This window comes from Amycolatopsis nivea, assembly GCF_004522235.1.
Classification (GTDB): Bacteria; Actinomycetota; Actinomycetes; order Mycobacteriales; family Pseudonocardiaceae; genus Amycolatopsis; species Amycolatopsis nivea.
In genome coordinates, this window is the sequence record NZ_SDLT01000017.1 from 102,697 (window position 1) to 125,563 (window position 22,867).

The window sequence follows — 22,867 nt, forward strand, 5'->3', positions numbered from 1 at the left end:
CGCGGCGCGGCGGGGACCGGCAGATCGGATTACTGGCGGGCGAGGTTCAGGTCGAGCGTGTTGCCGTCGCTCTTGGCGAACGCGCTGATCCAGTCGTTGAACGAACCGCAGTTCTGGAACGCCGACAGCGCGTAGGTCCCGGTCAGCTTGCCGCCCTTGAGCAGGTCGAAACCGTCGCCGGTGCTCATCTCGCTGGTCGACGGGCTGACCGTGCCGCACTTCGGGTCGGTGCTGATCGGGAAGCCGAACAGGTTGACCGTGGGCAGGAAGACGTCGAACTTGATGTGCGCCTTGAACCCGGTGCCGACCAGTTCGCCGCTCTGCGTGCCGTTCTGCACGACCTTGACGTCCGCGCTGCCCGGCAGGAACCCGAGCAGCTTGAAGTCGGTCTTGGTCGCGTCGAGCTTCAGCGAGCCGGTGAACTTCTTGGCCGCGATGTCCACGTCGGCGTCGAAGCCGCCCTTGATCGGCGCGGTGCTGCCGAGCGCTTTCAGCGCGGTCTTCCCGTCGATGCCGAACACGAACTTGGTGCCCCCGGGCGGCGGCGTGTCCGACGTCGGCGGCGGGGTGGCCGAGGTCGGCGGCGGCGTGTCGGACGTCGGGGGCGGCGTGTCCGAGGTCGGCGGCGGGGTCGAGGTCCCGCCGCCGCCGTTGATGGTGATCGTGGCGAGGGTGTTGTTCTGGCCCGGGTCCTGGGTGCACGGCGCGTTGATGGTGCCGTCCGGGGTGATCCCGGTGACCGAGCCGTCCGCCTTGCGCGGGGTGACCTTGAGCGCGAGGTCGCCCACGGTGATCTTCGCCTGGCCGGGCTGGGTGAACGTGAGCGACGGCGTCTTGCCGGTCGCGTTGATGTTCATCTCGCCCGAGGGCGGGATGTTCGTCTTGTCCAGCGCGATCGGGACGCTGACCGGGAGGTCGAGGCCGGGTGCGGCCACCTTCGCGCTCGCGGTCGCGCTGCCTTCCAGGGTCGTGGCCCCGATCAGGCCAAGTCCGCTGACCGTGTCCGCGTTGATCGTGGACACGGCCTTGATGTCGAACGCCCCGGTCGCCTGCCCGGCGTTCACCGCGGGCGGCAGATCGGTGTTGATCACCACCTTCAGCGACTGCGATCCGACCAGCGGGAAGGTGCAGTGGTAGTTCAGGGTCAGCGAGATCGGGTCGGCGGCACTGGCCTGGGCCCCGACCACCAGCGCGGCGGCGACGAGCCCCGCCGCGCCCGCGGCCGCGGCGGCCACGACCGTCTTCTTCTTGCCTCTTGGGTGACTCACGATGGTCCTTCCGGGTATCAACAGTGATACGAAAAGGCGGAGCGGTAAAACGGTAATCGCTACCGGTCAGCAAGCTAGCGAGCGAGGAGAGCGCCGATCAAGGGCTGGCGCGTAAATCTCCCGGGCAGTCCGGCAAATTGTCATCCCGGCACGCCGTGCGGGCCGTTTTCCTAGCAGGCGCAGGCGACTTTCCCCGCGCCCGCCGCACGAACGGGGCGCTGACGCGGGTGACAAAACCGAATCCGGAAATGTTTACGCGCGTGCCAATCAGGCATTCCTTTCTTGCCCGCCCGCGACCGTGCTGCGTAGCCTCGAAAACCATGAACAGAATGCACAGCGCGGTGCTGGCGACGTCGGCCGCCGTGCTCATCTCGTGCGCCGCCTGCTCCTCGGCCGCGCCCGCCGACACCGGCCGGCACGCCGACCCCGCGGCGCTCGCGTGGGTCGACAAGGTGTGCACCAGCGTGGCCGCGGGCTCGGCGAAGCTCTCGCAGCCGCCCGCCGCCGACAGCGCCGCGCCCGGCAAGACCCGGGACGCGATGGTCGCCTTCCTCGACCGGCTGGGCTCGGCACTCGGCGACATGGCGAGCGGTCTCCGCGCGGCGGGCGTGCCGCCCGTCCCGGACGGACAGTCCGCAGTGGACAAAGCCGCCGCCAACCTGAGCGAGACCACGAACAAGATCGCCGCGACGAAGTCCGCGATGGAGCAGGCGAAGGTCGACGACCAGGCGAGCCTGCACCAGGCCATCGCCGCCGCCGAAGCGACGATGGGCCAGCTCACCGACCCGGAGGGGCCGATCAAGGACCTCAAGGCGAACCCCGAGCTGAACCTCGCCTTCGCCGAATCCCCCACCTGCAAGCGCGTTTACGGGACGAGTTCGTGACCGCCCGCCGCGCGCTCGCCGCGCTGGTCGCGCTCGTCCTCGCCGCGGCGCTCGCCCCGGCCGCCGCGGCGGAGCCCAGCCCGGGCCCGCCCGACGACTCGTTCTACACGCCGCCTTCCCCGCTGCCCGCGGGCAAACCCGGCGACGTGATCCGCTGGCGGCCGTCGAAGGCCGGGCCGCGCAAGGCGTCTGTCGATGCCTGGCAGGTGATGTACTTGTCCACCAACGCACTCGGGAAGCCGGACGCGGTCACCGGCACCGTGCTGGTGCCGAAGAACGCGGACCGGGCCAGCGCGCCGGTCGTCGCGTTCGCCCCCGGCACGCACGGTCCGGCCTTCGCCTGCGCCCCGTCGAAGATGATCGACATGGGCGCTTTCTACGAGCAACCCGGCCTCGACGACCTGCTCGACGCGGGCTACGCCGTCGCGGTCCCGGATTACGAGGGCTACCAAAGCTCCCCCAAGACGACGTACGTCGTGGGGCGGTCCGAAGGCCCGGCCGTGATCGACGCGGTCCGCGCGGCACAACGGCTCGCGCCCGCCGGGCTCTCCAGCACGTCGAAGGTGGTCTTCCGCGGCTACTCCCAGGGCGGCGGCGCGGCGGTGTGGGCGGGCGAACTGCAACCGTCGTACGCGCCGGAGTTGAATCTCGCCGGGATCGCCGCCGGCGGGGCGCCCGCCGACCTGGTCCAGGTGACGCTGCAACTCGACGGCAAGTTCGGTTTCGGCGTCTTCGCCTACGCCCTGCTCGGCCTCGACCAGGCCTACCCGGAGCTGAAACTCGATTCGTTCCTCAGCGACAACGGCCGCGCGAAGCTCGCCGAGATGACGCAGAGTGCGTGCACGTTCGAGCTGCTGACGACGTACGCGAATCAGAAGATCGCCGACTACACCACGAGTCCCGGCTACATCCAGCCCGCGTGGGCGGCTCGGCTGGCCGAGAACAAGCTCGGCTCCACCCCGCCGAAGGCCCCGTTGTTCCTGTATCACGCCACCGGCGACCAGCTGGTGCAGTTCGCGCAGGCCGACGCCCTGCACAAGACGTACTGCGCCGCCGGCGTCCAGGAAACCTGGAAGACCTACGACACCGACCACATCACGCTGGTCTACACCGGCAACGCCGACGTCCTGTCCTTCATCAAGGACCGGATCGCCGGCAAGCCGGCCACGTCGAACTGCTGATCCATGCCCGAGCCGCGCGCGCTGTTTCGCTTCGCCGTCGTCGGAGCGGCCGCCTACGGGGTCACCGTGCTGGTCGACTACAGCCTCAAACTCACTGTGCTGCAAGAGAAACCGGTGACCGCACTGGCGATCGCGACGGTCGCGTCGACGGCCTTCGCGTACTTCCTGTCCCGTCAATGGTCGTTCGTGGACAGAGGCGGCCACGGACGGCTGCGAGAGGCGACGCTGTTCTTCGCGGTCAATGCCGGTGCGGTCGCGGTGAATCTCGTGCCACTGCTGGTATCGCGGTACGTGCTTCGGCTCGAAGAGCCGCATATCGGGTATCTGGCACAGGAAATCGCGGACTTCGTCGCGGGGATGATCCTGGGCACGGCGGCGGGCACGGCGTTCCGCTGGTTCGGTTACCGGCGGTGGGTCTTTCCGCGACCGGCTCGTCCGAAGGAGATCGACGGCGAGCTGGTCGCTAAACTTCCGTAAATATCGCCCGGCGGAACGGGCGCTCCCGTCAGCCCCGCTCCGGGAGCGCCCGTTCCGCCAGCAGCGCCAGCTCGAGCCGGAGCCGCTCGCCGGGGTCGGTCAATCGGTTCCCGAACAATTCCGCGAGCGTTTTCAGCCGCGCGCGGATCGTTTGCGGGTGCAGGTCCAGCATCCGCGCGAGCTCCGGGGCGCTGCCTCGTGTCCGGACCAGCGCCAGCAGCGTCTCCGCCAGGTGCTCGCGCCGTTTCTCCGGAAGCCCGGCGAGCGGGGCCAGCGTCGTCTCGGCCAGCTGCGCGGCCAGGAATTCGTCCGCGAGCAGCAGCAGCGCGGGCACGTGGTCGCGGCACCAGACCACCGGGCCCGGCGCGTCCAACAACCCCCGGGCCGCCAGGCCGGCCGCGCGGCGGGCGACCCGGAACGACTCGGCCGCCGAGCCGGACGGCACCAGCGGGCCGACCGCCGCGGTCCAGCCCGCGGGCAGTCCGGCGAGTCCCGCCAAGTCGGCGTCCGGCGCGGCGGTGAGCGCCGCGGGCGGATCGCCCGCCAGGTCCGCGATGACGTGGTCCGGCAGCAGGTCCGGCGGAAGCCCGGGCGCTCCCGGGACCGCGCGGAACACCACCGCCGCGACCCGCTCGGGCAGCCCGGCCGGACTGTCCTCTTCGGTCCGTTGCCGGTCGCCGAGCAGCGCGCGGAGCACGCGGCGGTTCCGCTCGCCGTCGCCGGACAGCTCCGCTTCGGCCGCGCTGTAGCCCTCCGCCACCGCTGTCATCGCCGTCTCGACGTCGCCGAGCATGCCCTCGGCCATCCCGTAGACGACGTCGCCGGACAGGCCGGTTTCCTGGGCTATTTCGGCGATCCAGCGCCACATGACCCGGCTCGCGACGCGCACCGCGGCCTGCACCGACTCCCGGCTGAGCCCCTCGTGGAACGCCGTCCGCCCGTGCGCGCGGAAATCGGCGAGCCGGTCGCTCTGCCACATCGCGGGAGCGCCCACGCGGTCGATGTCCCGCTCGATCCCCCGCCGGGTCTGCTCGATCGCGGCGCCCCGCCCGGGTTCGCGGCCGAAGCAACCGGAATATTCCGGGATCTCGGCGGCGACGGCGTCGACGCACGCCCGGGCGATCTCCGGGATCCGCGGGCGCACCGCGTCGCCCAGCCGGCGCGGGATCCGCGCCCACACCGAGCCGTCGGAAGCGGCGGAACTGCGCATGGCGATTTAATCCCTCACTCGGAAATTGAAGTTTCAGGAATAACCGGCACCAGCCGGCACGGAGCGTAGAACGCGCACTCGTCCGTGTCAAAAGGACAGGTTCGCGTCGCTCTTTCGGGCGCCGATCGTTCATTTTTAGTGACGCACGTTTTCAGCTACGCTCACCTCCCTCCGTCCCAGCGCCTCGAAGGGGGATTCGTGGTCGAGTACCGCAGCTTCGCTCTGCTGGCCTCGCTGCCGCGCGCGCTCGGCGCGTGCCTGCGCCCGCACGCGGCGCACGCCGCCGCCGCGATGATCCAGGAGACCCAGCGCGCGGTCCCGGCCTACGGCCAGCCGCTCAAGGGGGTTTTCGGGAAGGTGCTGGTCCGCAGCGTCGAGTACGCGGTGCTGCACTGCGTGGACTCGATGGGCGCGCCGGACCTGCCGCACGAGCAGTGGATCGCGTTCTACCGCGCCCGCGGCGCGATGGAGTTCAGCGAGGGCCGCAACCTCGACGCGCTGCAGGACACCGCGACGATCGGGGCCAGGGTCGCGTGGCGGGCGATGCACCCCGCGGTGGTCGCCGCGGGCGTCGACCCGGCCGTGATCTCGGTCGGCGCGGAAGCGATCTTCGCCTACGTCGACGAGCTGTGCGCCACCGCGATCGCCGGCTACCAGCAGGCCCAAACGGACGCCGAGGGCGCCGTGCCCGCCCGGCGGCGACGGCTGCTGGAGCTGATCGTCCAGGCCCCGGAAGGCGCGGCGAGCAGCATCGCCGAACTGGCGAACGGGGCGGGCTGGCCGCTGCCCGAAACGGCCGCGATGGTCGCCCTCGAGCGCGGTCCCGAGGCCGGCGACTTCCCGGCCGAACTGCTCGGCGGCGGCGTGCTCGCCGACCTCGACGGCCCGGAGCCGCATCTGCTCGCCGTCGATCCGGACGCCGACCTGGCCCCGCTTGCGGCGATGCCCGGCGGCTGGCGGGCCGCGGTGTCGCCGACCGTGCCGCTGGCCGACGCGCCAGCCGCGTTGCGCACCGCGCGCCGGGCACTGCAGCTGTCCGGACCGGAGACTCCCGGGCCGGTCATCTGGTGCCGCGACCATCTGGCCACGCTCTGGCTGCTCGCCGAGGACTTCCTGGCCGCCGAACTGGCCCGGCAGAGCCTCGACCCGTTCGCCTCGCTGAGCGCCAAGCAGCGCGACCGGCTGAGCGAAACCCTGCTGGCCTGGCTGGAAACCCGGGGCGGGGCGCCGGAGATCGCGCAGCGCCTCGGCGTGCACCCGCAGACGGTCCGCAACCGGCTGCGGCAGCTGGAGGAGCTGTTCGGCGACCGGCTCAAGGACGCCGATGACCGGCTCGGCATGCAATTGGCCCTGCGCGCCCAGCGCCTCATGCGGGCACACCGTCCGACGGACAACTAACCCGCGACCGGTCCACGGGCGCGCCCCGGTGTCGCGAACGTCCGTAAAGGACTCCTTTTCGGCGACTGGCTCGGCATGCAACTCACCCTGCGCGCCCAACGCCTCATGCGGGCGCACCGTCCGACGGACAACTGACCGGCGACCGGTCCATGCGCGCGCTCCGGCGCCGCGAACGTCCGTGAAGGACTCCTTTTCGGCGACCGGCCCAAGGACACCGACGACCGGCTCGGCACGCAACTCGCCCTGCGCGCCCAGCGCCTCATGCGGGCACACCGTCCAACGGAGAACTAACCCGCGACCGGCCCACGCGCGCGGTCCTGCGCCGCGAACGTCCGTGAAGGGCTCCTTGAGGGAATCTGAGTCCGGCAAGGAGTCCTTCACGGACCTCAGCGAAGCGGGGCGCGCCCCCAGGGCCGCGCCGCCGGGCGCGCCGGAACAGGCGGAGCAGCCGCGCGGTCGTCATCCGGGGCAGTCCCCGGCCGGTGCCCGCTCCAGCCTGCTGGCAGGCATCGGCAGCATCCGCCGCCACGGTCTCCCGCGCGGCCGCGGCGAGGGCGGCCGGTGCTCTTGGCGGGCGAAATGAATCCTCGCGCGGCACGACATCAGCGCGTCCGGTGCGTCATTGCGACCATGCGTCGAGGATGACCCGGACCCCGCCGCGATGTCGACAAGCCGTTCGGCGGTCCCGGAAAATCCGCACCCGCGAACGTTTTTTCGTTTCTTTTACTGTCACGCGCGTCCCGAATTCCCGGAAAGTGGCGTTTGCCACAGCGGGGAAAGCGAGCGGCTGCCCTAATTTCGGATTCGCGAGAAAGGCTGCCGATGACACTCGAGACGTACACCCTCGTCCTCCACGGCCGACGGGTCCGGCTGCGCGAATACCGGCCCGCGACCGACACCGGCGACGAAGCAGTCGTGCTGCTGCACGGAATCGCGGGCAGCATGGCGACCTGGAACCCGGTTTTCGACCGCCGCACTACCTTCGACCGACGCGTGCTGGCACTGGATCTGCCCGGACACGGCGATTCGGACGCACCCCGCGCGGACTACGGGCTCGGCGCGATGGCGAGCATCGTGCGGGACGTGCTCGCGGTGTCCGGCGTCCGGCACGCGACCGTCGTCGGGCATTCGCTGGGCGGCGGCATCGCGATGCAGTTCTCCTACCAATTCCCGGAAATGTGCGACCGGCTGGTCCTGGTCGGCAGCGCCGGGCTCGGCACGGAGGTGAGCCCGGCGCTCCGGGCCGCCGCGTTGCCCGGCGCGGCGGCCTTCCTCGCGCTGGCCGTCAACCCTGCGACGCTCGCGCTCGCCCGCGAGGCGGCGCGGCTCGGCAGGCGGCTCGGCGGGTCGTTGAAAACTGAAACACGAGAGCTGGCCCGGCATTTCGGCTCCCTCGCCGATCCCGGGCGGCGGCGGGCGTTCCTGTCCATCGCGGGCAGCCTGATCGACCTGCGCGGCCAGCGCGCGAGCGCCGCGGAGAAACTGTACCTGGCCGAGTCGGTGCCGATGCTGCTGGTCTGGGGCGCGCGCGACCCGCTCATCCCGGTCGCGCACGGGCGGCGGACCGCCGAACTCCTGCCGCACAGCAGGCTCGTCGTCCAGGAAAACGCGAAACACTTTCCACACGTGGCCGACCCCGACGGGTTTTGCCTGCTGCTCAACGAGTTCCTCGCCGACACCGAGCCCGCGCGGCTCACCGCCGCCGACGTGGCCGCCCGGCTCGCCGCCTCGGTCGGGGACGCGAAAACGCCCGCCGGAAAATTGTCATCCGGATAGCATTCGCGGCGTCCGGAGGTATCACCTCCACCCAGGTGTTTCCACCCGTTCGGGTGTAGTCCGGACGGGCGACGGACCCGGCGGTCACCGGCCCGTTGACAGTGCCGTTCCGGGGAAATTATGTTGCCTGTGCCGCAAAATCTGGATCGGCTTCGACCGCGAAGAGGCCGGTTTTGTTGCCAGCAAGGATAAAAACATGACCGACGTGGACTCCGGGTTCGTCCGTCCCGCACCGCTGGGCTACCGGCCGCACCCCGGCGAACGCACCGCCGGACCTTCCGCCCGCCCGCGTTCCGGGCCGGTCCCGCCCGCCCCCCGGAGCCCCGCGGAAACCCGGCCGGTCCGGGCTTCCAGCGCGCTCGGGCTGTGGGCGTCGCTCCCCCGCGAGCTGGCGGTCCGCTTCACGCCGCGGGTCGATCCGCTGGCGACGGCCATCCTGCGCGAGGTCCAGCTGGCGGTGCCGGAGTACCGGCAGCCGATCGAAGGCGCGTTCGGGCACGTCATCACCCAGGGCGTGCGGCAGGCGATCGTGCAGTGCCTCGACAGCGTCGGCAAGCCCGCGGCCGCTCCGGCCGCCGCCTGGTCGGCGGTCTTCCGCGACCTGGGCAAGATCGAGTTCGCCGAGGGCCGCAGCCTCGACTGCCTGCAGACCGCTTACCGGGTCGGCGGGCGGGTGGCGTGGCGGCACCTCTCGGAGTTCGGGCAGACCGCCGGGCTCCCCGCGGAAACGCTCTGCACCAGCGCGGAAGCCATTTTCGCCTACGTCGACGAGATCTCCGCGCTGTCGATCGAGGGCTACACGGCGGCGCAGACCCGCGCGGCCGGGAATCTGGCCCGCCGCCGGCGCCGGCTGCTCGACCTGCTGCTCGCCGATCCGCCGTCCGCGCCGCAGACCATCGCCGCGCAGGCCGCCGCCGCGCAGTGGGCGCTCCCGGAAGAGGTCACTGTCGTCGCCCTCGAACCGCGCTCCGGGCAGCATCGCCTCGCCACCCCCGACCTCCATCCGGACGTCCTCGTCGACTTCGAAGGCACCGAACCGTGCCTGGTCACCGGAGCCCCGGACGAGCATCTGGCCGACCTCGCCGAGCGGCTGCCCGGCTGGCGCGCGGTGCTCGGCCCCGCCGTCCGGCTCGCCGACGCGCCCCGGTCGCTGCTCTGGGCGCGCCGGACGCTGCGGCTGGTCCAGCGCGGCGTGCTGGCGGACGCGCCGGTCACGCACTGCGCGGACCACCTGTCGACGCTGTGGCTTCTCGCCGACGAATTCCTGGTCCGCGAACTGTGCGAGCGCAGCCTGGAGCCGTTCCGGGACCTCACGCCGAAACAGCGCGCGCGGCTCGGCGAGACCCTGCTGATCTGGCTGCAGTCCCGGGGCAGCGCACCCGAGATCGCGAAGATCCTCAAGGTGCATCCGCAGACCGTCCGGTACCGCATGCACCAGCTCACCGAACTGTTCGGCGCGCGGCTCGACAACGCCGACGACCGGCTCGACCTGGAGATCGCCCTGCGCGCGGAAGCGCTGCTCGGCTCCTGAACCGCGTCATCCCAGCGAAGTGGTGAGGCATGTGACAGGACTGTCCGGCGAGACAGCCTTCGGACCGATGCTGAGCGGAGACGGACGGCCGGGGCGGCTGTGGGCGATGCTCCCCCGCGAACTGGCCGCCGTTTTCCGGCCTCGGCTGCTGGACGTCGCCGACGAGGTGCTGCGCGAAATCCAGCGCACCGTGCCCGGCTACGCGCAACCCCTCGAAGGCCCGTTCGGCAAAGCGCTGCGCGGCGGCGTGCAGACGGCGCTCCTGCAGTTCGTCGACCGGATCGCGGCGGCGGGCGCGGTGGCCGACGACCGCCGGAGGGTGTTCGTCGCGCTGGGCGTGCACGAGTTCGAGCAGGGCCGCAACCTCGACGTCCTGCAAGCGGCGTACCGGGTCGGCGCGCGCGTGACCTGGCGGCGGATGGCCGAGGTCGGCACCCGGGCCGGGGTGCCGTCGGCGACGTTGTGCCTGCTGGCCGAAGCGATTTTCGCCTACATCGACGAGCTGTCGGCGTTGTCGGTGGAAGGACACGCCGCCGCTCGGGCCCGGGCGACGGGCGCGCGGGAACGCCGCCGGCGCCGGCTGCTGGATCTGCTGCTCTCCGACCCGCCGACCCCGATCCAGATCCTCGAGGAAGCCGCCTCGGACGCGGCGTGGCCGTTGCCAGGGCGGTTGGTCGCGGTCGCTTTCGACGGACCGGCCGACGTCGTCGGGCTCGACGCTCTCGAAGACCTCGAAGACGCGGCGCCGCGGTTGTTGCTGGCGATACCCGAGGAACGAGGCCCGCTCACCGCCGCCTTGTCGGGACATCGGGCGGCGGTCGGCCCGCCGGTGCCCCCGCACCGCGCGGGCCGCTCGCTGACGGCGGCGCGGGAGGCGTTGCAGCTGGTCGCCGCCAACGTGCTCCCGGACGAGCCGCTGATCTGGTGCGCGGATCATCTCTCAACCCTGTTGCTGCACAAGGATCCATTGCTCCCGGCGAATGTCTCCCGCCGCCGGCTGGCTCCGCTGGCCGCCTTGACGGCGAAGCAGTACAGCCGGTTGGCCAGGACGTTGCTGGCCTGGCTGGAGACGCGCGGGAACGTCCGCGAGGTGGCGGACCGGCTCGCGATCCATCCGCAGACCGTGCGCGCACGCGCCCAGGAGCTGGAGACGATGTTCGAGGGCCGGTTGTGGGACCCGGACGACCGTTTCGAGCTGATCCTCGCCCTCCGCGCGACCCTGGTCTGAACGCTGCCCCGGCGCGGAGATGTGTGAGGGGAACCCTGACGGAATCAGATTCCCGCAGGGTTCCCCTCACGCACTTTGCCGGAGCGTTCAGGCGGCGGACATCCCGGTGATCCGCCACTTCCCGTCGATCCGTTCGGCGGTGACGCTCAGCTGCGCGGCCCCGGTGCTGCGCTGCCCGTCGCCGCGCGTGCCGGTCTGGTCGAGGAACACCAGCAGGGCCGCGCGATCTCCGTCCAGGAGCTTCACCCCGGACGCGACGGCGGTCGAGGTCACGACGAGCTTCTGTTCGGCGGCGAGCTGGCGGACCTGGCCGAACAACCGGGTGTACTGGGTGAGCGCGGACCCGGTCAGCAGGTCCTTGGCCGCCCGGTCGTTGCGGGCCGGATCGTCGTAGCGGTAGGAGAAAAGCGCGCCGAGCGCGGAGCTGATCTGTTTGCCCGCGTCCGCGGTGCCCGACACGTCGGACAGCGCGGTGTTGTGTGCCACCACCGCGTTCGTGTCGCGCGCCTCGACGGTGAACCACACCGCCAGCGCGGCCATCACGACGGCGACGGCCGCGAAAACCAGTGGTGCTCGGCGCTTCCGCGGCGACGAGGCAGGCTCCTCGACCAGTGCCGCTGGCTCTTCGACGGTGTCGTCCGGTTCCGGTGCCGGATCACCGTGGCGTCCGGCTACTTTCACGACCCGTTTCTTCGTTCGCGTGGTCACGGTGCCTCCCCTGCCGGGACTTGGCCCAGTGCGGTGACCCGCCATCCGTCCGGAGCGCGGGTCAGCTCGGCCTGGAACCGGGACCGTTTGGTCACCGCCTCCTGACCGGCGGGCGTCACGACCAGTTCCACGGAGGTGATCAGCTTCGCCGTGCCCGCGCCAGTGTCCACTTCGGTCACCGCGGCGTCGGTCACCTTCCCGGTGGTGACGGTTTTCGCCTGGGCGATCCGGTCGAGGCTGCCTTGGCGATCTTGCGCCAGCTCGTCGTGCAGCGCGCCGCCGGACACGTCCAGCCAGTGCTGGTATCCGGCCGCCGCCTGCCGGTAGTCCAAAGTGGTCAGTCCGGCGATCGCGGAACGCCCGGCTTGCAAGGCATCCTCCCGGACGACCGCGCGCGCGACGCCGTCGTCGTGCGCGGCTTGCCACCAGGTGTACCCGGTCCAGCCGGCCGCCGCGGTCGCGAGGACCGCGGCGATCTGGGCCAGCGACGCGAAAATCCTCACGGCTGTCCTCCCGGTGCGTTTTGCGAGCCGCGCACGTTCGTCGGGTCGCCCTTCGGCAGCGCGCACCGTGCGGCGGTGTTCAGCGGCCTGGTCGAGGTGTCGAGACCGTCGCGATACGGCGTCGTGTATCCCGTCGTGCACGGCGGCGGGTCGAAGAACGACAGCGACAGTCCGAAATGCGCCCCGTCCGGCCGGACGACCGCGCTGGCCGCGCCGACTGCCCGCGGCGCGGTGATCAGCAGCTGCCGGATCCCGCTTTGCCGGGATTCGAGGACGTCCGCGGTGGTGAGCAGGTTCGCGAGCAGCACGCCCAGCTGCGGACCGGAGTCGCGGATCAGCGAACCGACCTCGTTCGCCGCGGCGGGCACTGCCGGAATGAGCTTGCGGAGGTCCCCGTCGGATTGCTTCAAGGTCGACGCGAGCAGTTTGGCATTGGCGCCGAAGCTGCGGATCGCGTCCGCCTGCTGCGCCTGGGTGTCCAGCACGGTGTGTGCGTCGGTGACGAGCTGGGTCAGGGGCGCGACGTGCGCGCTCGCGGCTTGCACGAACTCGATGCCGCGGCCGACCAGCTGGTCCAGCGCGGGACCGGCGCCGGACGTCGCGTTGTACAGCTCGTCGACGACGGTGCGCAGGGCGGGCTTGGGCACCGACGACGCGAAAGAGTCCACAGTAGACAGCACGGTGTCCACCGGAAGCGGGATCTTCGTGTTGTCCTGGGTGATCACCGAACCGTCGTGCAGCATTGGCCCGCCAGCGGTGCGCGGCCGCAGGTCGACGTACTGCTCGCCGACCGCCGACCGATCGGCGACGACGGCTTCGGTGTCGGCGGGGACGGATGCGGTGCCGGAATCGATCTCGAGATCCGCTTCCATTCCAGCGGACGTGAGCCGGAGCTGCCCGACCCGGCCGATCGGCACTCCCCGATACGTGACCTCGGCGTTGGTGAAAATGCCGCCGCCGGTGGGGAATTGCGCCTTCACGGTGTAACCGCGGCCGAAAAACACCTTGTCCAGACCGGCATAAGTGGCCCCGACGTAGGCCACGCCGACAACGGCGATGACGACGAACAGCGTCACCTGGACGCGCACGAACCGGGTCAGCATCAGTGGCCTGTCTTGAGGAAGCCGTTGAGGTAGTCGCCGCGGATCGCGTCCAGCGTCGCGTCCGGGAACGGGAAGGTGAAGATCATCTCCATCGCCTTCGGCAGCTTGTCCCCGGAATCGGCCAGCCGCCGCAGCAGGGGCGCGAGGGCCTGGAGGTCGGCGACCAGGTCGTCCTTGCTGCGGTTGACCGTGGTGACGGCGACCGAGGTCAGCCCGTCGAGCGATTTGAGCATCCCGACCAGCGCCTCCCGCTGCTGGTTGAGCACGCTGATGCCCGGGGTCAGGCCGTTGAGCGTCGTGGTGATCTGGTCGGTGTGCGCGTTCAGCGTTTCGGCGAGCCGGTTGACGCTCTCGATCGCCCGGGTGATCTCGCCGCGTTGTTCGTCGAGCCCCTTGACCAGCGTGTCCAAACTGGACAGCAGACTGCGGGCCGCGGTTTCCTTGCCGCCGAGCGCCGCGTTGAGCTGGTGGCTGATGTTCTGGACCTGCGCCACGCCGCCGCCGTTGAGCAACAGGGAAAGCGCGCCGAAGACCTCCTCGATCTGCGGGGTCAGCGTGGAGCGGTCGAGCGGGATGACCGCCCGGTCCACCAGCCTGCCTGCCGGGGTCGCGTCGGGCGGCGGGGCCAGCTCGACGAACTTCTCGCCGAGGATGCTGGCCTGCCGCAGCCGCGCGACGGCATTGGCGGGCAGGTCGACGTCGCCGTTGAGCACCAGGTCCACGATCGCGCTGTGCCCGTCCGGCGCGAGCCGCACCTTGGTGACCTGGCCGACCGGCACGTCGTTGACCTTGACGCCGGACTGCGGCACGAGGTCCAGCACGTCGGCGAAGCTCGCGGTGACGTGGATCGGGTGGTCGCCGAGCGCGGCGCCGCCGGGCAGCGGGAGGTCGTACACGCTCACCCCCGTCCCGCATCCGGTGGTGACCAGGACCAGCGTCAGCACCGCCGCGGCCTTCGCCAGGGATTTCATTTCGTCTCCGGGAATTCGAGGAGGTTGCCGCGGCCGTCGATGACGCCGGCGTCCGGGTCGTAGGCTCCGAGCAGGTTGGTCAGCGCGTTCGGGGCGGCGCTCAGCGCCTCGGCGAGCGAGTCCTTCTGGTTCACCAGCACCTTCGTGACCCCGGCCAGTTTGTCCACATCGGACTGCACCTTGCCCCGGTTGTCCTTGATGAATCCCTGCACGACGCCGAGTGCCTGGGTCAGTTCGGTCAGCGCGCCGGAGAACTGGTCGCGCTGGTCGGCGAGGACCTTGCTGAGCGACGAGATCTGCGCGATGGCCTGTTTCACCTGGCCGTCGTTCGCGGCGAGCATCGCGGTGAACTTGCTGATGTTGTCCACCGAGCTGAACAGGTCGTCCTTGGAATCGCTTGCCGCGCGGGCGAATTCGCCGAGATTCTTGATCGCCTGCCCGATCGTCGCGCCGTTGCCGTCGAGGTACGCGGCCGACTTCGTGAGGACGTCGCTGACCGCGCCGTCCTTGTTGGCGCCCTGTGGGCCGAGCGCCGCCATCAGCTGGTTGAGGCTGCGCAGCAGATCGTCGACCTCGACCGGCGTCGCGGTGCGCTCGCGCGGGATCGACGCGCCGTCGGGCAGCTCGGGCCCGCCGGTGAAGACGGGCGTGAGCTGCACGTACCGGTCGGCGACCAGGCTGGGCGTGATGACGACCGCGCCGGCGTTCGCGGGCAACCGCACGTCCGGCTTGAGCGTCATGGTCACTTTGACGTCGGTGCCGTTCGGCTCCACTTGGGACACCGAGCCGATGGCGACCCCGAGGACGCGCACGTCCGAGTTCGGGTAGATGCCGACGGCGGCGCTGAAATACGCGGTCACAGTGCGCTCGCGCGGCGCGGTCGCCAGCTGCCATCCCGCCGTGACCAGGAGCGCGCACACCACGCCGAGCGCGAGCGCGCGCAGCCGGGCCCGCCGTCGCGCGTGGGCTCCCAGGTCGATGAGCTGGTGCGCCATCAGCGTCCCCCGTTCTTCGGTGGCAGGCAGCTGCCCGGTGCGGCGCCGTTCGGGACGAGCCCGCACAGATAGGTGTCGATCCAGCGGCCGTTGCCGACGGCGTTGCCGAGCAGCCGGTAGAACGGTCCGGCCAGGCGCAGGCTGTCCTCGAGCCGCCCCTGGTTCCGCTGGAGCACGGTCGCGACGCGGTCGAGCTGGTCGAGTGCGGGACCCAGGGTTTTCTGGTTCTCCGCGACCAGTCCGCGCAGCTGGATCGACAGATTCTTGATCCCGCTGAACAGCTTCGCGATCGCGTCCTTGCGGTCGTTCAGTTCCTTGAGCAGCGTGGTGCCGTCGCGGATGAGGGCCTGGATCTGACCGGAGCGCTCGCCGAGGGTCTTCGAGACCTTGTTGGTGTTCTGGAACAGCTTCACCAGCTCGTCGTCGCGGGACGCGAGCGTTTGGGACAGGGCCGCGATCCCGTTGAACGCGGTCCGGACGTCGCTGGGCGCCGACGCGCCGAGCGTCTCCGACAGCGTGCGGAACGCCTGTGCGAGCTGGCCGGTGTCGATGGCCCCGACGGTTCCGGCCAGGTCGTTGAAAACCGCGGTGACGTCGTACGGCGAACTCGTGCGCTCGACCGGGATCGGCTGGTCCGGGTTCAGCTCGCCGTTGCCGACCGGGTCGAGCACAAGGTTCTTCTGGCCCAGCAAGGTCTTGATCTTGATCGCCGCGGTCGTCCGGTTGCCCACCCAGGCGTCCTTGACCCGGAACAGCACCTCGACGTGGTCGCCGGCCAGCCCGACCTCGGTGACCTCGCCGACCTTCACCCCGGCGACCCGGACCTCGTCGTTCGGCCGCAGCCCGGCGGCCTCGCGGAACTCCGCCTTGTAGGTCGTGCCGCCGCCGATGATCGGCAGGTCGTCGGAGAAGAAGGTCGCGGTGCCGATCAGTGCCATGACCAGCGCGGTCACCGCACCGACGGCGATGGGGTTGCGCAGCCGGAACGGCTTGATGCGCGGCGGTTTCACCGGCACCTCGCAGCGGTCACCGGAATGCCGGGCATCGGCCCGCCGGGCGCGGGCTTCGCGTCGGTCTGCACGGAGCAGAGGTAGAAGTTCGCCCACGAGCCGTAGGAGAAGATCGTGCCGATGCGGTCGAGTTTCTTCGGCAAGTTGGCGAGGAACTGCTCGAACACCGGGGTGTTGTCGGCGAGGTTCTTGGACAGGTCGCCGAGCGCGGAAATGCTGTCCTTGAGCGGCTGGCGGCCGTCCTGCAGCAGCCCGGCGGTGGATGTCGTGAGTTCGCCGAGGCCGCCGATGGCCTGGCCGATCGGTTTCGCGTCCGCGGCGAGGCCGGTGACCAGTTGTGCTGTCGTGTCCACGAGCGCGTCGAACTGGTCGCCCTGCGCGTTCACGGTGTCGAGGAGCGTGTTGAGGTTGCCGATCACCTTGCCGATCACGGCGTCCTTTCCGGCCAAAGTGGACGTCAGCGACGCCGTGTGCTGCAACAGGCTTTCGATCGTGCTGCCCTCGCCTTGCAGGACCTGGATGATCTCGAAGGACAGCTGGTTGACGTCTTTCGGCGACAGGGCTTGGAAAAGCGGTTTGAAGCCGTTGAACAACGTGGTCAGGTCGAGCGCCGGTTTCGTCTTGTCCGGCGGGATCAACGCGCCGTCGCCGAGCGTCGGGGCCGTTTCGGCGGTGCCGGGGTCGACCGAGAGGTAGCGCTGCCCGACCAGGTTGCGGTAGCGGATCACGACCGAGGCCGCGGCGGTGAGCCGGTGGGTCCGGTCGACGGAGAAGGTGACGTCGGCGAGCCGGTGCTCGACCACGCGCACCTCGTCGACCTGGCCGATCCGCACGCCGGCCATCCGGACCTCGTCGCCGGGGTTGACCGAAGTCGCGTCGGTGAAGCGGGCGGTGTAGCCGACCGTCGTACCCACGCCCGAGTTGGCGATCGTGATCGCCAGCACCGCGGTGGCGCACACGGTGACGACAAAGAAAAGCAACCCCTTGAACGCAGGCCCCACGACGCTCCTCATCGGCAATCCCCGGAGCTCAAGGCGACGCGCGTCGATCCGGCTCGGCGACGGTTCGTGAGGGGAACCCTGAGGGAATCTGATTCCCTCAGGGTTCCCCTCACGAACGGCAGGCCGCGAGTACCGGTCGGGAGTCCGCTTCGGGCTGGGCGAGTGCGGCGCCAGACAGTGCTCCTCATCGGACAGTCACCTCCGTTCCGCGCAGTGCCGGTCCGATGAGGACACTGCTCCAATCCGGCACTTCCCCCAACGAGGGCCGCAGAATCTCGGCGACCAGCTGCCGCTCCCCCGGCGAGTTCGCCGGGCCGAGATCGCCTCCCGGGGCCGCGCCGCCGCCGTAGCACTTCGGGCCGCCGGTCGCGTCGTAGCGCGGGCTGTCGCGGCCGGGCACGTACTTGTCGCGCGGGTCCTGCACGGTCAGCGTCACGTGCAGGCCCGGTTCGTTCGTTCCTTTGCCGAGCGCTTTCTCCATCAGCGGCTTGAGCCGGTTGACGGCATCGAACAGGCACGGGAACTCGGGCGAGTACCGCGACAGCAGCTCCAGCGACGGACGGCTCGCGGCGGACACCCCGATGAGGTTGTCCGCGTTCTTCCGCAGGAAATCGTTCAGGTTCCCGGCGGCCCCGGTCACGCTCGAGTAAAGACTGCCCAGGTCGCCGCGAGTGTCCACAATGGTCTTCGCGGTAGTCGACAAATCGCTCAAGGCCTGGAGGATGTCCGGCGCCGCGCCGGTGTAGACGTCGGCGGCGTCGGCGAGTCCGGTGATGTCCGCCTTGAACTGCGGCAGCAACGGGTTCAGCTTGGCCAGCAGGTCCTGCAGCTGCACGATGCTGTCGCCGAGCGGTTTCCCGCGGTTGTCGAGGGCGAGCGAGATCGCGCCGAGCGAGCTGTTCAGCTTCTCCGGCTGGACCGCCCGCAGCAGCGGCAGCAGATCGCCGAGCACGCGCTCCAGCTCGATCGCGTTGGCCGAGCGGTCCTGCGTGATGACGTCGCCCGCACGCAGCGCGCCGACCGGGCGAGCGGGCAGCACGAGGTTGACATACCGCTCGCCGAACACCGTCTTCGGCAGCAGCCGCGCGGAGACGTTGCCTGGCAGCTGCCCGATCTTCGCCGGGTCGAGGGCCAGGTCGATCTCGGCTCCGGACGGCGTGCTGCGCACCGCCCGGACCTCGCCGAAGGGCACCCCCTTGACCTTCACCTCGGCCGTCGGCGCGAGCTGGCTGCCGACCCGGTCCGCTTCCAGCGTCACCAGCACGGAGTCGTCGAAATCCTTGTCGTAGATCGCCACCGCGAGGTACCCGAGCAAAGCGAGCACGCCGAGGAACGCGACCCCGGCCAGCTGCGTGGCCGCCCGGTTCATCCGGACACCTTGACCGTGGTCGTCGCGCCCCAGATGGCCAGCGAGAGGAACAGGTCGAGCACGCTGATCAGCACGATGGACGTCCGCACGGCCCGGCCCACCGCGACCCCGACGCCCGCCGGTCCGCCGCTCGCGCGGTAACCGTAGAAACAGTGCGTGAGGATCACGCCGACGCTGAAGACCAGCACTTTCCCGAAGGACCACAGCACGTCGCCCGGCGGCAGGAACAGCGTGAAGTAATGGTCGTAGGTGCCGCCGGACTGTCCGAAGAAGACGACCGTGGTCAGCCGGGAGCCGAGGTAGGAGATCAGCAAACCGATGACGTACAGCGGGATGATCGCGACGAACCCGGCGACGATCCGCGTCGTCACCAGGTACGGCATGCTCCGCACGGCCATCACCTCGAGCGCGTCGATTTCCTCGGAGATCCGCATCGCGCCGAGCTGGGCGGTGAACCCGCTACCCACTGTGGACGAAAGCGCGAGCCCGGCGACGAGCGGCGCGATCTCCCGGGTGTTGAAGTACGCGGTCAGGAAGCCCGTCATCGCCGAGATGTTGATCTGGTTGAGCGCGCTGAATCCCTGCAGCCCCACCGTGACGCCGGTGAACACGCACAGCCCGACCATCACGCCGATCGTGCCGCCGATCACCGCGAGCGCGCCGCTGCCGAACGTCACCTCGGCCAGCAGCCGCACGACCTCGCGGGAGTAGCGGGTCACCGCGAGCGGGACGGCCGCGAGCGCGCGGACGTAGAACAGCAGCTGGTCGCCGAGGTCGAACAGCTTGTCGCCGGGCTTGCTGAGGTTGACCACTCAGGTTCCCTTCGCCGGAACGAGTTGCAGGTACAGGGCGGTCAGCACGGTGTTGACGAAGAACAGCAGCAGGAACGTGATGACGACCGACTGGTTGACGACGTCGCCGACCCCCTTCGGCCCGCCCTTCGGGTTCAGGCCGCGGTAGGACGCCACCACCCCGGCGAGGAAGCCGAAGATGACCGCTTTCACCGAGCTGGCGACGAGATCGGACAGCTGCGCGAGCGCGTTGAAGCTGGCCAGGTAGGCCCCGGGAGTGCCGCCCTGGACGATGACGTTGAAGAAGTAGCCGCCGAGCACGCCGACCACGCTGACCAGTCCGTTGAGCAGGACGCACGCGAGGACCGCCGCCTGNTCCGTTGAGCAGGACGCACGCGAGGACCGCCGCCTGCACGCGCGGCACGACCAGCCGCTGGATCACCGAAACGCCGAGCACCTCCATCGCGTCGATCTCCTCGCGGATGGTGCGCGCGCCGAGGTCGGCGCAGATCGCGCTGCCGCCCGCGCCGGAGATGATCAGCGTCGTGACGATCGGGCTGGCCTGCTGCACGACGGCCAGCACGCTCGCCGCGCCGTTGAACTGCTGCGCGCCGATCTGGCTGGTGAGCGAGCCGAGCTGCAGCGAGATCACCGCGCCGAACGGGATGGAGACGAGGATCGCCGGCGAGATGGACACGCTGGCGATGAACCAGAACTGCTGGACGAATTCCCGGACCTGGTACGGGCGGCGGAACATCGCGAGGATGATGTCCAGCCCCATCGCGCACATCCGGCCGAACTCGCGCAGGCCGCTCGCCGCCCGTTGCGGGAGCTCGGTCAGCAGGGTCGTCACGGCGCCGTCCCGCACCCGTTCGGGCCCGAGCTGCCGACGCAGCGGAGCACCAGATCGGTCGTCAAAGTGTTGCCCGGTCCGGAAACCAGCCCGGTGAACAGGCGGCTGTAGTCCTCGTGGCCGACGCAGCCGGCGAACGGCGGCGTCGTGAAGGTGGTCGTCACCTTCGCCGGCGGTGCGGGGAAAGCCAGCGGCAGCAAGGCTTTCAGGGTCACCTCGGCAGGCTGCGCGGTGCGGCAGTCCGGGCCGACGTCGAGCGGCTTGCCGTCCACTTTGACGTTCGACAGCTTCACGAAGACCTTCGCAGTGACCTCGGAATCGGCGCAGAGGTTGGTTCCCGTCTGCTTGCAGTTGGTGTCCTTGCCGGTCAGCACCTGGGTGGTGCCGGTGACATCGCCGTCCGGGACGAGCTCGACCGTGCCGGTGGCGGGCATGAAGCGGAAGGCGACGAAATAGCTTTCGGTCACGGGGATGCTGAGCTTGCCGGTCAGCGGCACGCGGCCGCTGAGGCCTAGCAGGGCGCCGTCGAACCGGCCCTGCGGAAAGCTGATGTCCGAACCCAGCTTCGCGACGTGGCTGGTGGTGGGCTGCTGTGCGTCGCCGACATAGAACCCGACGGGGAAATTGACGGCAGCGGGCGCCGGTGCTGGCGCGTTGTCGCCGGGCGCGGCTTGCGCGGAGCCCAGCGAGAACGCGGCCAGCACCAGCACCAGCACCAGCGAGAACCGGGTCAGCGCAGACATTCGGACTTCCTCATCGAAGGCGATCCTTTCCGAAGCTAATGCCGATTCTCGTTGCCGCACAAGGATTTTCGCGTTCTTGTCACGCCGGTCGGCGTTTTCGCGGGACGAATTCACTTCCGGGTGAGCGTCACGTCCAGTTTGTTGCCCGGGCCGGAGGCGAGATCGGTGATCTGGCCGGTCAGGAAACCGCAGCCGGTGAATGCCGGAATGGCGTAGGTCGCGGTCAGCTTGCCGCCGGCGGTGGGGTCGAACCCGGACGCCGACGCGAGCGGCACCACGGCCGGAGTTTTCGTGCGGCAGGAGTTCGAGGTCATGACCGGGAAGCCGAGCAGGCGCACTTTGGCGAGCCGGACGTCCACCTTGGCGTTCGCCTTGGCCGTCCCGTTGGCGAGGGTGCCGTCGATCGCGCCGGCCTGGCTCAGCTTGACCGTCGCGGAGGCGGGGAGGAAGCCGAACAGCCGGAAGTGCACGTCCTCCGCGGGCAGGGCGAACCGGGCGTCGAACGTGCCCGCGGCCGCGTCGAGTTTCGCTTCGAGCTTGCCGGGGCCGAGCGGCAGGGTGGCGTGCAGTTGCTTGAGCGTGGTTTTGCCGCGGAGCGAGTAGGTGAAGGAGGTGCTGCCCGGCGGCGTGGTGGTGGGCTGGGTCGGCTGGGTGGTCGGTTCCGTGGATTGGGTCGGGGACGTCGGCTGGGTCGGGGACGTCGGCTGGGTTGGTTCGGTGGAGGAGGTCGGCGAGGTCGGTTGGGTCGAGGAGGTGGGCTGGGTCGGCTCGGTCGACGACGTCGGTGAGGTGGGCGAGGTGGGTTGCGTCGGCTCGGTGGAGGACGTCGGTTGGGTCGGGGACGTGGGCTGCGTCGGTTCCGTGGAGGACGTCGGCTGCGTCGAGGAAGTGGGTTGGGTCGGCTCAGTGGACGACGTCGGCTGGGTGGGCGAAGTCGGCTGCGTCGACGTGGGCTCGGTCGGAGACGTCGGCTGAGTGGGCTCCGTGGACGACGTCGGCGACGTTGGCGAGGTCGGCGAGGTCGGCTGGGTCGGCTCGGTGGACGAGGTCGGCACGATCGAGGAGGTCGAGGAAGTCGGGGAGGACGGCGTCGTCGTGCCTCCGCCGGGCTTGATCTCGAAGGTGCCCAACTGCTGGTTCTGGCCGGGGACGACGACGCAGTCCGAGGTGAACGTGCCGAGATCGGTGGGCTGGCCGGACGCGGTGCGCGGGGTCATCGTCGTGCTGAAGTTCCCGACGGTCACCGACGCGGTGCCCGCGCTGGGGAACGTCACGGCCGGGGCCTGGCCGCTGGTCTTGACGTGGAACGCGCCGGACGGCGGCACCGGCGTCGAGGGGATCGTGAGCGGGAGGCCGAGGTTCAGCGTCTTGTCGACGGGATACTTGAGCTGGGCCGCCGCCTTGGCCGAACCGTCCAGGGTTGTGGCGCCGACCAGCGCGAGGCCTTCGGTCGCGGTCTCCGGGACGGTCACGTCCACGTCGAACTTGATCGGCGTGGACGCCGAACCCGCGACCGCGTTGTCCGGCAGGTTGGTGTCGATCTTCACCGCGAGCACCTGGTCGCCGATGAGCGGGAACGGGCAGGTGTAGTTCAGGGTCAGGCTGGCCGGCGCGGCTTGCGACAGCCCGGCCCCGGCCAGCGTGGCGGCCGCCGCGGCGCTCGCGACGGTCAGGGCGGCCAGCGCACCGGCCGCTTTTCTCGACTTCCACGGAAACTTCACGGCTCGTCACCTCGGGGAATCGGGACAATGTTTCCGGAAAATACCGCCGCGATTGCCCGCGCACCACCTCCCGGACATTTCTTTGTCATGCCCGCCGGAATGCCCTGGCGGAAAAGGGTCACCTGGCTCATGACTTGTCACGCACG

20 protein-coding genes and 1 pseudogene are annotated in these 22,867 nt (G+C 70.2%); 7 read left to right on the forward strand and 14 right to left on the reverse strand.

What is annotated here, in order from left to right:
- Positions 1-29: 29 nt before the first annotated feature.
- Entirely contained in the window at positions 30-1,268 is a 1,239-nt protein-coding gene (locus tag EIZ44_RS21200) for a DUF6801 domain-containing protein (protein ID WP_134730669.1), read from the reverse strand.
- A 320-nt stretch (positions 1,269-1,588) separates the two neighbouring features.
- On the opposite strand from EIZ44_RS21200, the gene EIZ44_RS21205 reads away from it, so the two are divergent.
- From EIZ44_RS21205 to EIZ44_RS21215, 3 genes are read left to right on the forward strand one after another with little or no spacing between them, the layout of a single operon-like run.
- Positions 1,589-2,152, forward strand: coding sequence for a hypothetical protein (locus EIZ44_RS21205; RefSeq protein WP_240691364.1), 564 nt, complete (start codon positions 1,589-1,591; stop codon positions 2,150-2,152).
- Entirely contained in the window at positions 2,149-3,333 is a 1,185-nt protein-coding gene (locus tag EIZ44_RS21210) for a lipase family protein (protein WP_134730671.1), read from the forward strand. The genes EIZ44_RS21205 and EIZ44_RS21210 overlap by 4 nt, the downstream gene beginning before the upstream one ends.
- Before the next feature lie 3 nt (positions 3,334-3,336).
- Positions 3,337-3,810: a GtrA family protein gene (locus EIZ44_RS21215; protein WP_134730673.1), complete on the forward strand. Its 474-nt coding sequence runs from the start codon at positions 3,337-3,339 to the stop codon at positions 3,808-3,810.
- 28 nt (positions 3,811-3,838) lie between these two features.
- On the opposite strand, the gene EIZ44_RS21220 is transcribed toward EIZ44_RS21215, so the two are convergent.
- Entirely contained in the window at positions 3,839-5,020 is a 1,182-nt protein-coding gene (locus EIZ44_RS21220; protein WP_134730675.1) for a PucR family transcriptional regulator, read from the reverse strand.
- A 198-nt stretch (positions 5,021-5,218) separates the two neighbouring features.
- Here EIZ44_RS21220 and EIZ44_RS21225 point away from each other — a divergent pair, with 198 nt between their 5' ends.
- The 4 genes from EIZ44_RS21225 (at position 5,219) to EIZ44_RS21240 (ending at position 10,953) form a co-directional block, all read left to right on the forward strand.
- Positions 5,219-6,418: a PucR family transcriptional regulator gene (locus tag EIZ44_RS21225; RefSeq protein WP_134666801.1), complete on the forward strand. Its 1,200-nt coding sequence runs from the start codon at positions 5,219-5,221 to the stop codon at positions 6,416-6,418.
- Between the two features lie 822 nt (positions 6,419-7,240).
- A complete protein-coding gene (locus EIZ44_RS21230; RefSeq protein WP_134730677.1) occupies positions 7,241-8,194 on the forward strand; it encodes an alpha/beta fold hydrolase in 954 nt (317 codons plus the stop codon).
- A 196-nt stretch (positions 8,195-8,390) separates the two neighbouring features.
- Positions 8,391-9,725: a PucR family transcriptional regulator gene (locus tag EIZ44_RS21235; RefSeq protein ID WP_134730679.1), complete on the forward strand. Its 1,335-nt coding sequence runs from the start codon at positions 8,391-8,393 to the stop codon at positions 9,723-9,725.
- 31 nt (positions 9,726-9,756) lie between these two features.
- Positions 9,757-10,953 carry a PucR family transcriptional regulator gene (locus EIZ44_RS21240; protein ID WP_134730681.1) on the forward strand — a complete coding sequence of 399 codons (1,197 nt, stop codon included), beginning with the start codon at positions 9,757-9,759 and terminating at the stop codon, positions 10,951-10,953.
- 87 nt (positions 10,954-11,040) lie between these two features.
- Here EIZ44_RS21240 and EIZ44_RS21245 read toward each other — a convergent pair whose 3' ends face one another.
- The 12 genes and pseudogenes from EIZ44_RS21245 to EIZ44_RS21300 all read right to left on the reverse strand — a co-directional run bounded on the left by EIZ44_RS21245 (position 11,041) and on the right by EIZ44_RS21300 (position 22,721).
- Positions 11,041-11,661, reverse strand: coding sequence for a hypothetical protein (locus tag EIZ44_RS21245; RefSeq protein WP_134730683.1), 621 nt, complete (start codon positions 11,659-11,661; stop codon positions 11,041-11,043).
- Positions 11,658-12,164: an Rv1363c family protein gene (locus EIZ44_RS21250; protein WP_134730685.1), complete on the reverse strand. Its 507-nt coding sequence runs from the start codon at positions 12,162-12,164 to the stop codon at positions 11,658-11,660. The genes EIZ44_RS21245 and EIZ44_RS21250 overlap by 4 nt, the downstream gene beginning before the upstream one ends.
- Positions 12,161-13,267, reverse strand: a complete 1,107-nt coding sequence (locus tag EIZ44_RS21255) for an MlaD family protein (RefSeq protein ID WP_134730687.1) — start codon at positions 13,265-13,267, stop codon at positions 12,161-12,163. The genes EIZ44_RS21250 and EIZ44_RS21255 overlap by 4 nt, the downstream gene beginning before the upstream one ends.
- The gene (locus EIZ44_RS21260) at positions 13,267-14,238 is read right to left on the reverse strand and encodes an MCE family protein (protein ID WP_134730689.1); all 972 of its coding nucleotides are present in this window, start codon (positions 14,236-14,238) and stop codon (positions 13,267-13,269) included. The genes EIZ44_RS21255 and EIZ44_RS21260 overlap by 1 nt, the downstream gene beginning before the upstream one ends.
- Positions 14,235-15,233 carry an MCE family protein gene (locus EIZ44_RS21265; RefSeq protein ID WP_134730691.1) on the reverse strand — a complete coding sequence of 333 codons (999 nt, stop codon included), beginning with the start codon at positions 15,231-15,233 and terminating at the stop codon, positions 14,235-14,237. The genes EIZ44_RS21260 and EIZ44_RS21265 overlap by 4 nt, the downstream gene beginning before the upstream one ends.
- Complete coding sequence (locus EIZ44_RS21270; RefSeq protein ID WP_240690791.1) at positions 15,233-16,243, reverse strand: MCE family protein; 1,011 nt, start codon at positions 16,241-16,243, stop codon at positions 15,233-15,235. Before EIZ44_RS21270 ends, EIZ44_RS21265 begins: the two co-directional genes overlap by 1 nt.
- On the reverse strand, positions 16,240-17,256 hold the full coding sequence (locus tag EIZ44_RS21275) for an MCE family protein (protein ID WP_134730693.1): 1,017 nt from the start codon (positions 17,254-17,256) through the stop codon (positions 16,240-16,242). The genes EIZ44_RS21270 and EIZ44_RS21275 overlap by 4 nt, the downstream gene beginning before the upstream one ends.
- Before the next feature lie 172 nt (positions 17,257-17,428).
- A complete protein-coding gene (locus EIZ44_RS21280; protein WP_134730695.1) occupies positions 17,429-18,613 on the reverse strand; it encodes an MCE family protein in 1,185 nt (394 codons plus the stop codon).
- The gene (locus EIZ44_RS21285; protein ID WP_134666823.1) at positions 18,610-19,425 is read right to left on the reverse strand and encodes an MlaE family ABC transporter permease; all 816 of its coding nucleotides are present in this window, start codon (positions 19,423-19,425) and stop codon (positions 18,610-18,612) included. Before EIZ44_RS21285 ends, EIZ44_RS21280 begins: the two co-directional genes overlap by 4 nt.
- Positions 19,426-20,257 (reverse strand): annotated as a pseudogene (locus EIZ44_RS21290) (MlaE family ABC transporter permease).
- Complete coding sequence (locus tag EIZ44_RS21295) at positions 20,254-21,000, reverse strand: hypothetical protein (protein WP_134730697.1); 747 nt, start codon at positions 20,998-21,000, stop codon at positions 20,254-20,256. Before EIZ44_RS21295 ends, EIZ44_RS21290 begins: the two are co-directional and overlap by 4 nt.
- 110 nt (positions 21,001-21,110) lie before the next feature.
- Entirely contained in the window at positions 21,111-22,721 is a 1,611-nt protein-coding gene (locus tag EIZ44_RS21300; RefSeq protein WP_134730699.1) for a DUF6801 domain-containing protein, read from the reverse strand.
- Between the last annotated feature and the right edge of the window lie 146 nt (positions 22,722-22,867).

Excerpts from the sequence above, each read along its gene's own strand:
- EIZ44_RS21205 (WP_240691364.1), top strand. The coding sequence starts at position 1,589 with ATGAACAGAATGCACAGCGCGGTGCTGGCGACGTCGGCCGCCGTGCTC.
- EIZ44_RS21215 (WP_134730673.1), top strand. The coding sequence starts at position 3,337 with ATGCCCGAGCCGCGCGCGCTGTTTCGCTTCGCCGTCGTCGGAGCGGCC.
- EIZ44_RS21220 (WP_134730675.1), bottom strand. The coding sequence starts at position 5,020 with ATGCGCAGTTCCGCCGCTTCCGACGGCTCGGTGTGGGCGCGGATCCCG.
- EIZ44_RS21230 (WP_134730677.1), top strand. The coding sequence starts at position 7,241 with ATGACACTCGAGACGTACACCCTCGTCCTCCACGGCCGACGGGTCCGG.
- EIZ44_RS21235 (WP_134730679.1), top strand. The coding sequence starts at position 8,391 with ATGACCGACGTGGACTCCGGGTTCGTCCGTCCCGCACCGCTGGGCTAC.
- EIZ44_RS21255 (WP_134730687.1), bottom strand. The coding sequence starts at position 13,267 with ATGCTGACCCGGTTCGTGCGCGTCCAGGTGACGCTGTTCGTCGTCATC.
- EIZ44_RS21260 (WP_134730689.1), bottom strand. The coding sequence starts at position 14,238 with ATGAAATCCCTGGCGAAGGCCGCGGCGGTGCTGACGCTGGTCCTGGTC.
- EIZ44_RS21265 (WP_134730691.1), bottom strand. The coding sequence starts at position 15,233 with ATGGCGCACCAGCTCATCGACCTGGGAGCCCACGCGCGACGGCGGGCC.
- EIZ44_RS21275 (WP_134730693.1), bottom strand. The coding sequence starts at position 17,256 with ATGAGGAGCGTCGTGGGGCCTGCGTTCAAGGGGTTGCTTTTCTTTGTC.
- EIZ44_RS21280 (WP_134730695.1), bottom strand. The coding sequence starts at position 18,613 with ATGAACCGGGCGGCCACGCAGCTGGCCGGGGTCGCGTTCCTCGGCGTG.
- EIZ44_RS21295 (WP_134730697.1), bottom strand. The coding sequence starts at position 21,000 with ATGTCTGCGCTGACCCGGTTCTCGCTGGTGCTGGTGCTGGTGCTGGCC.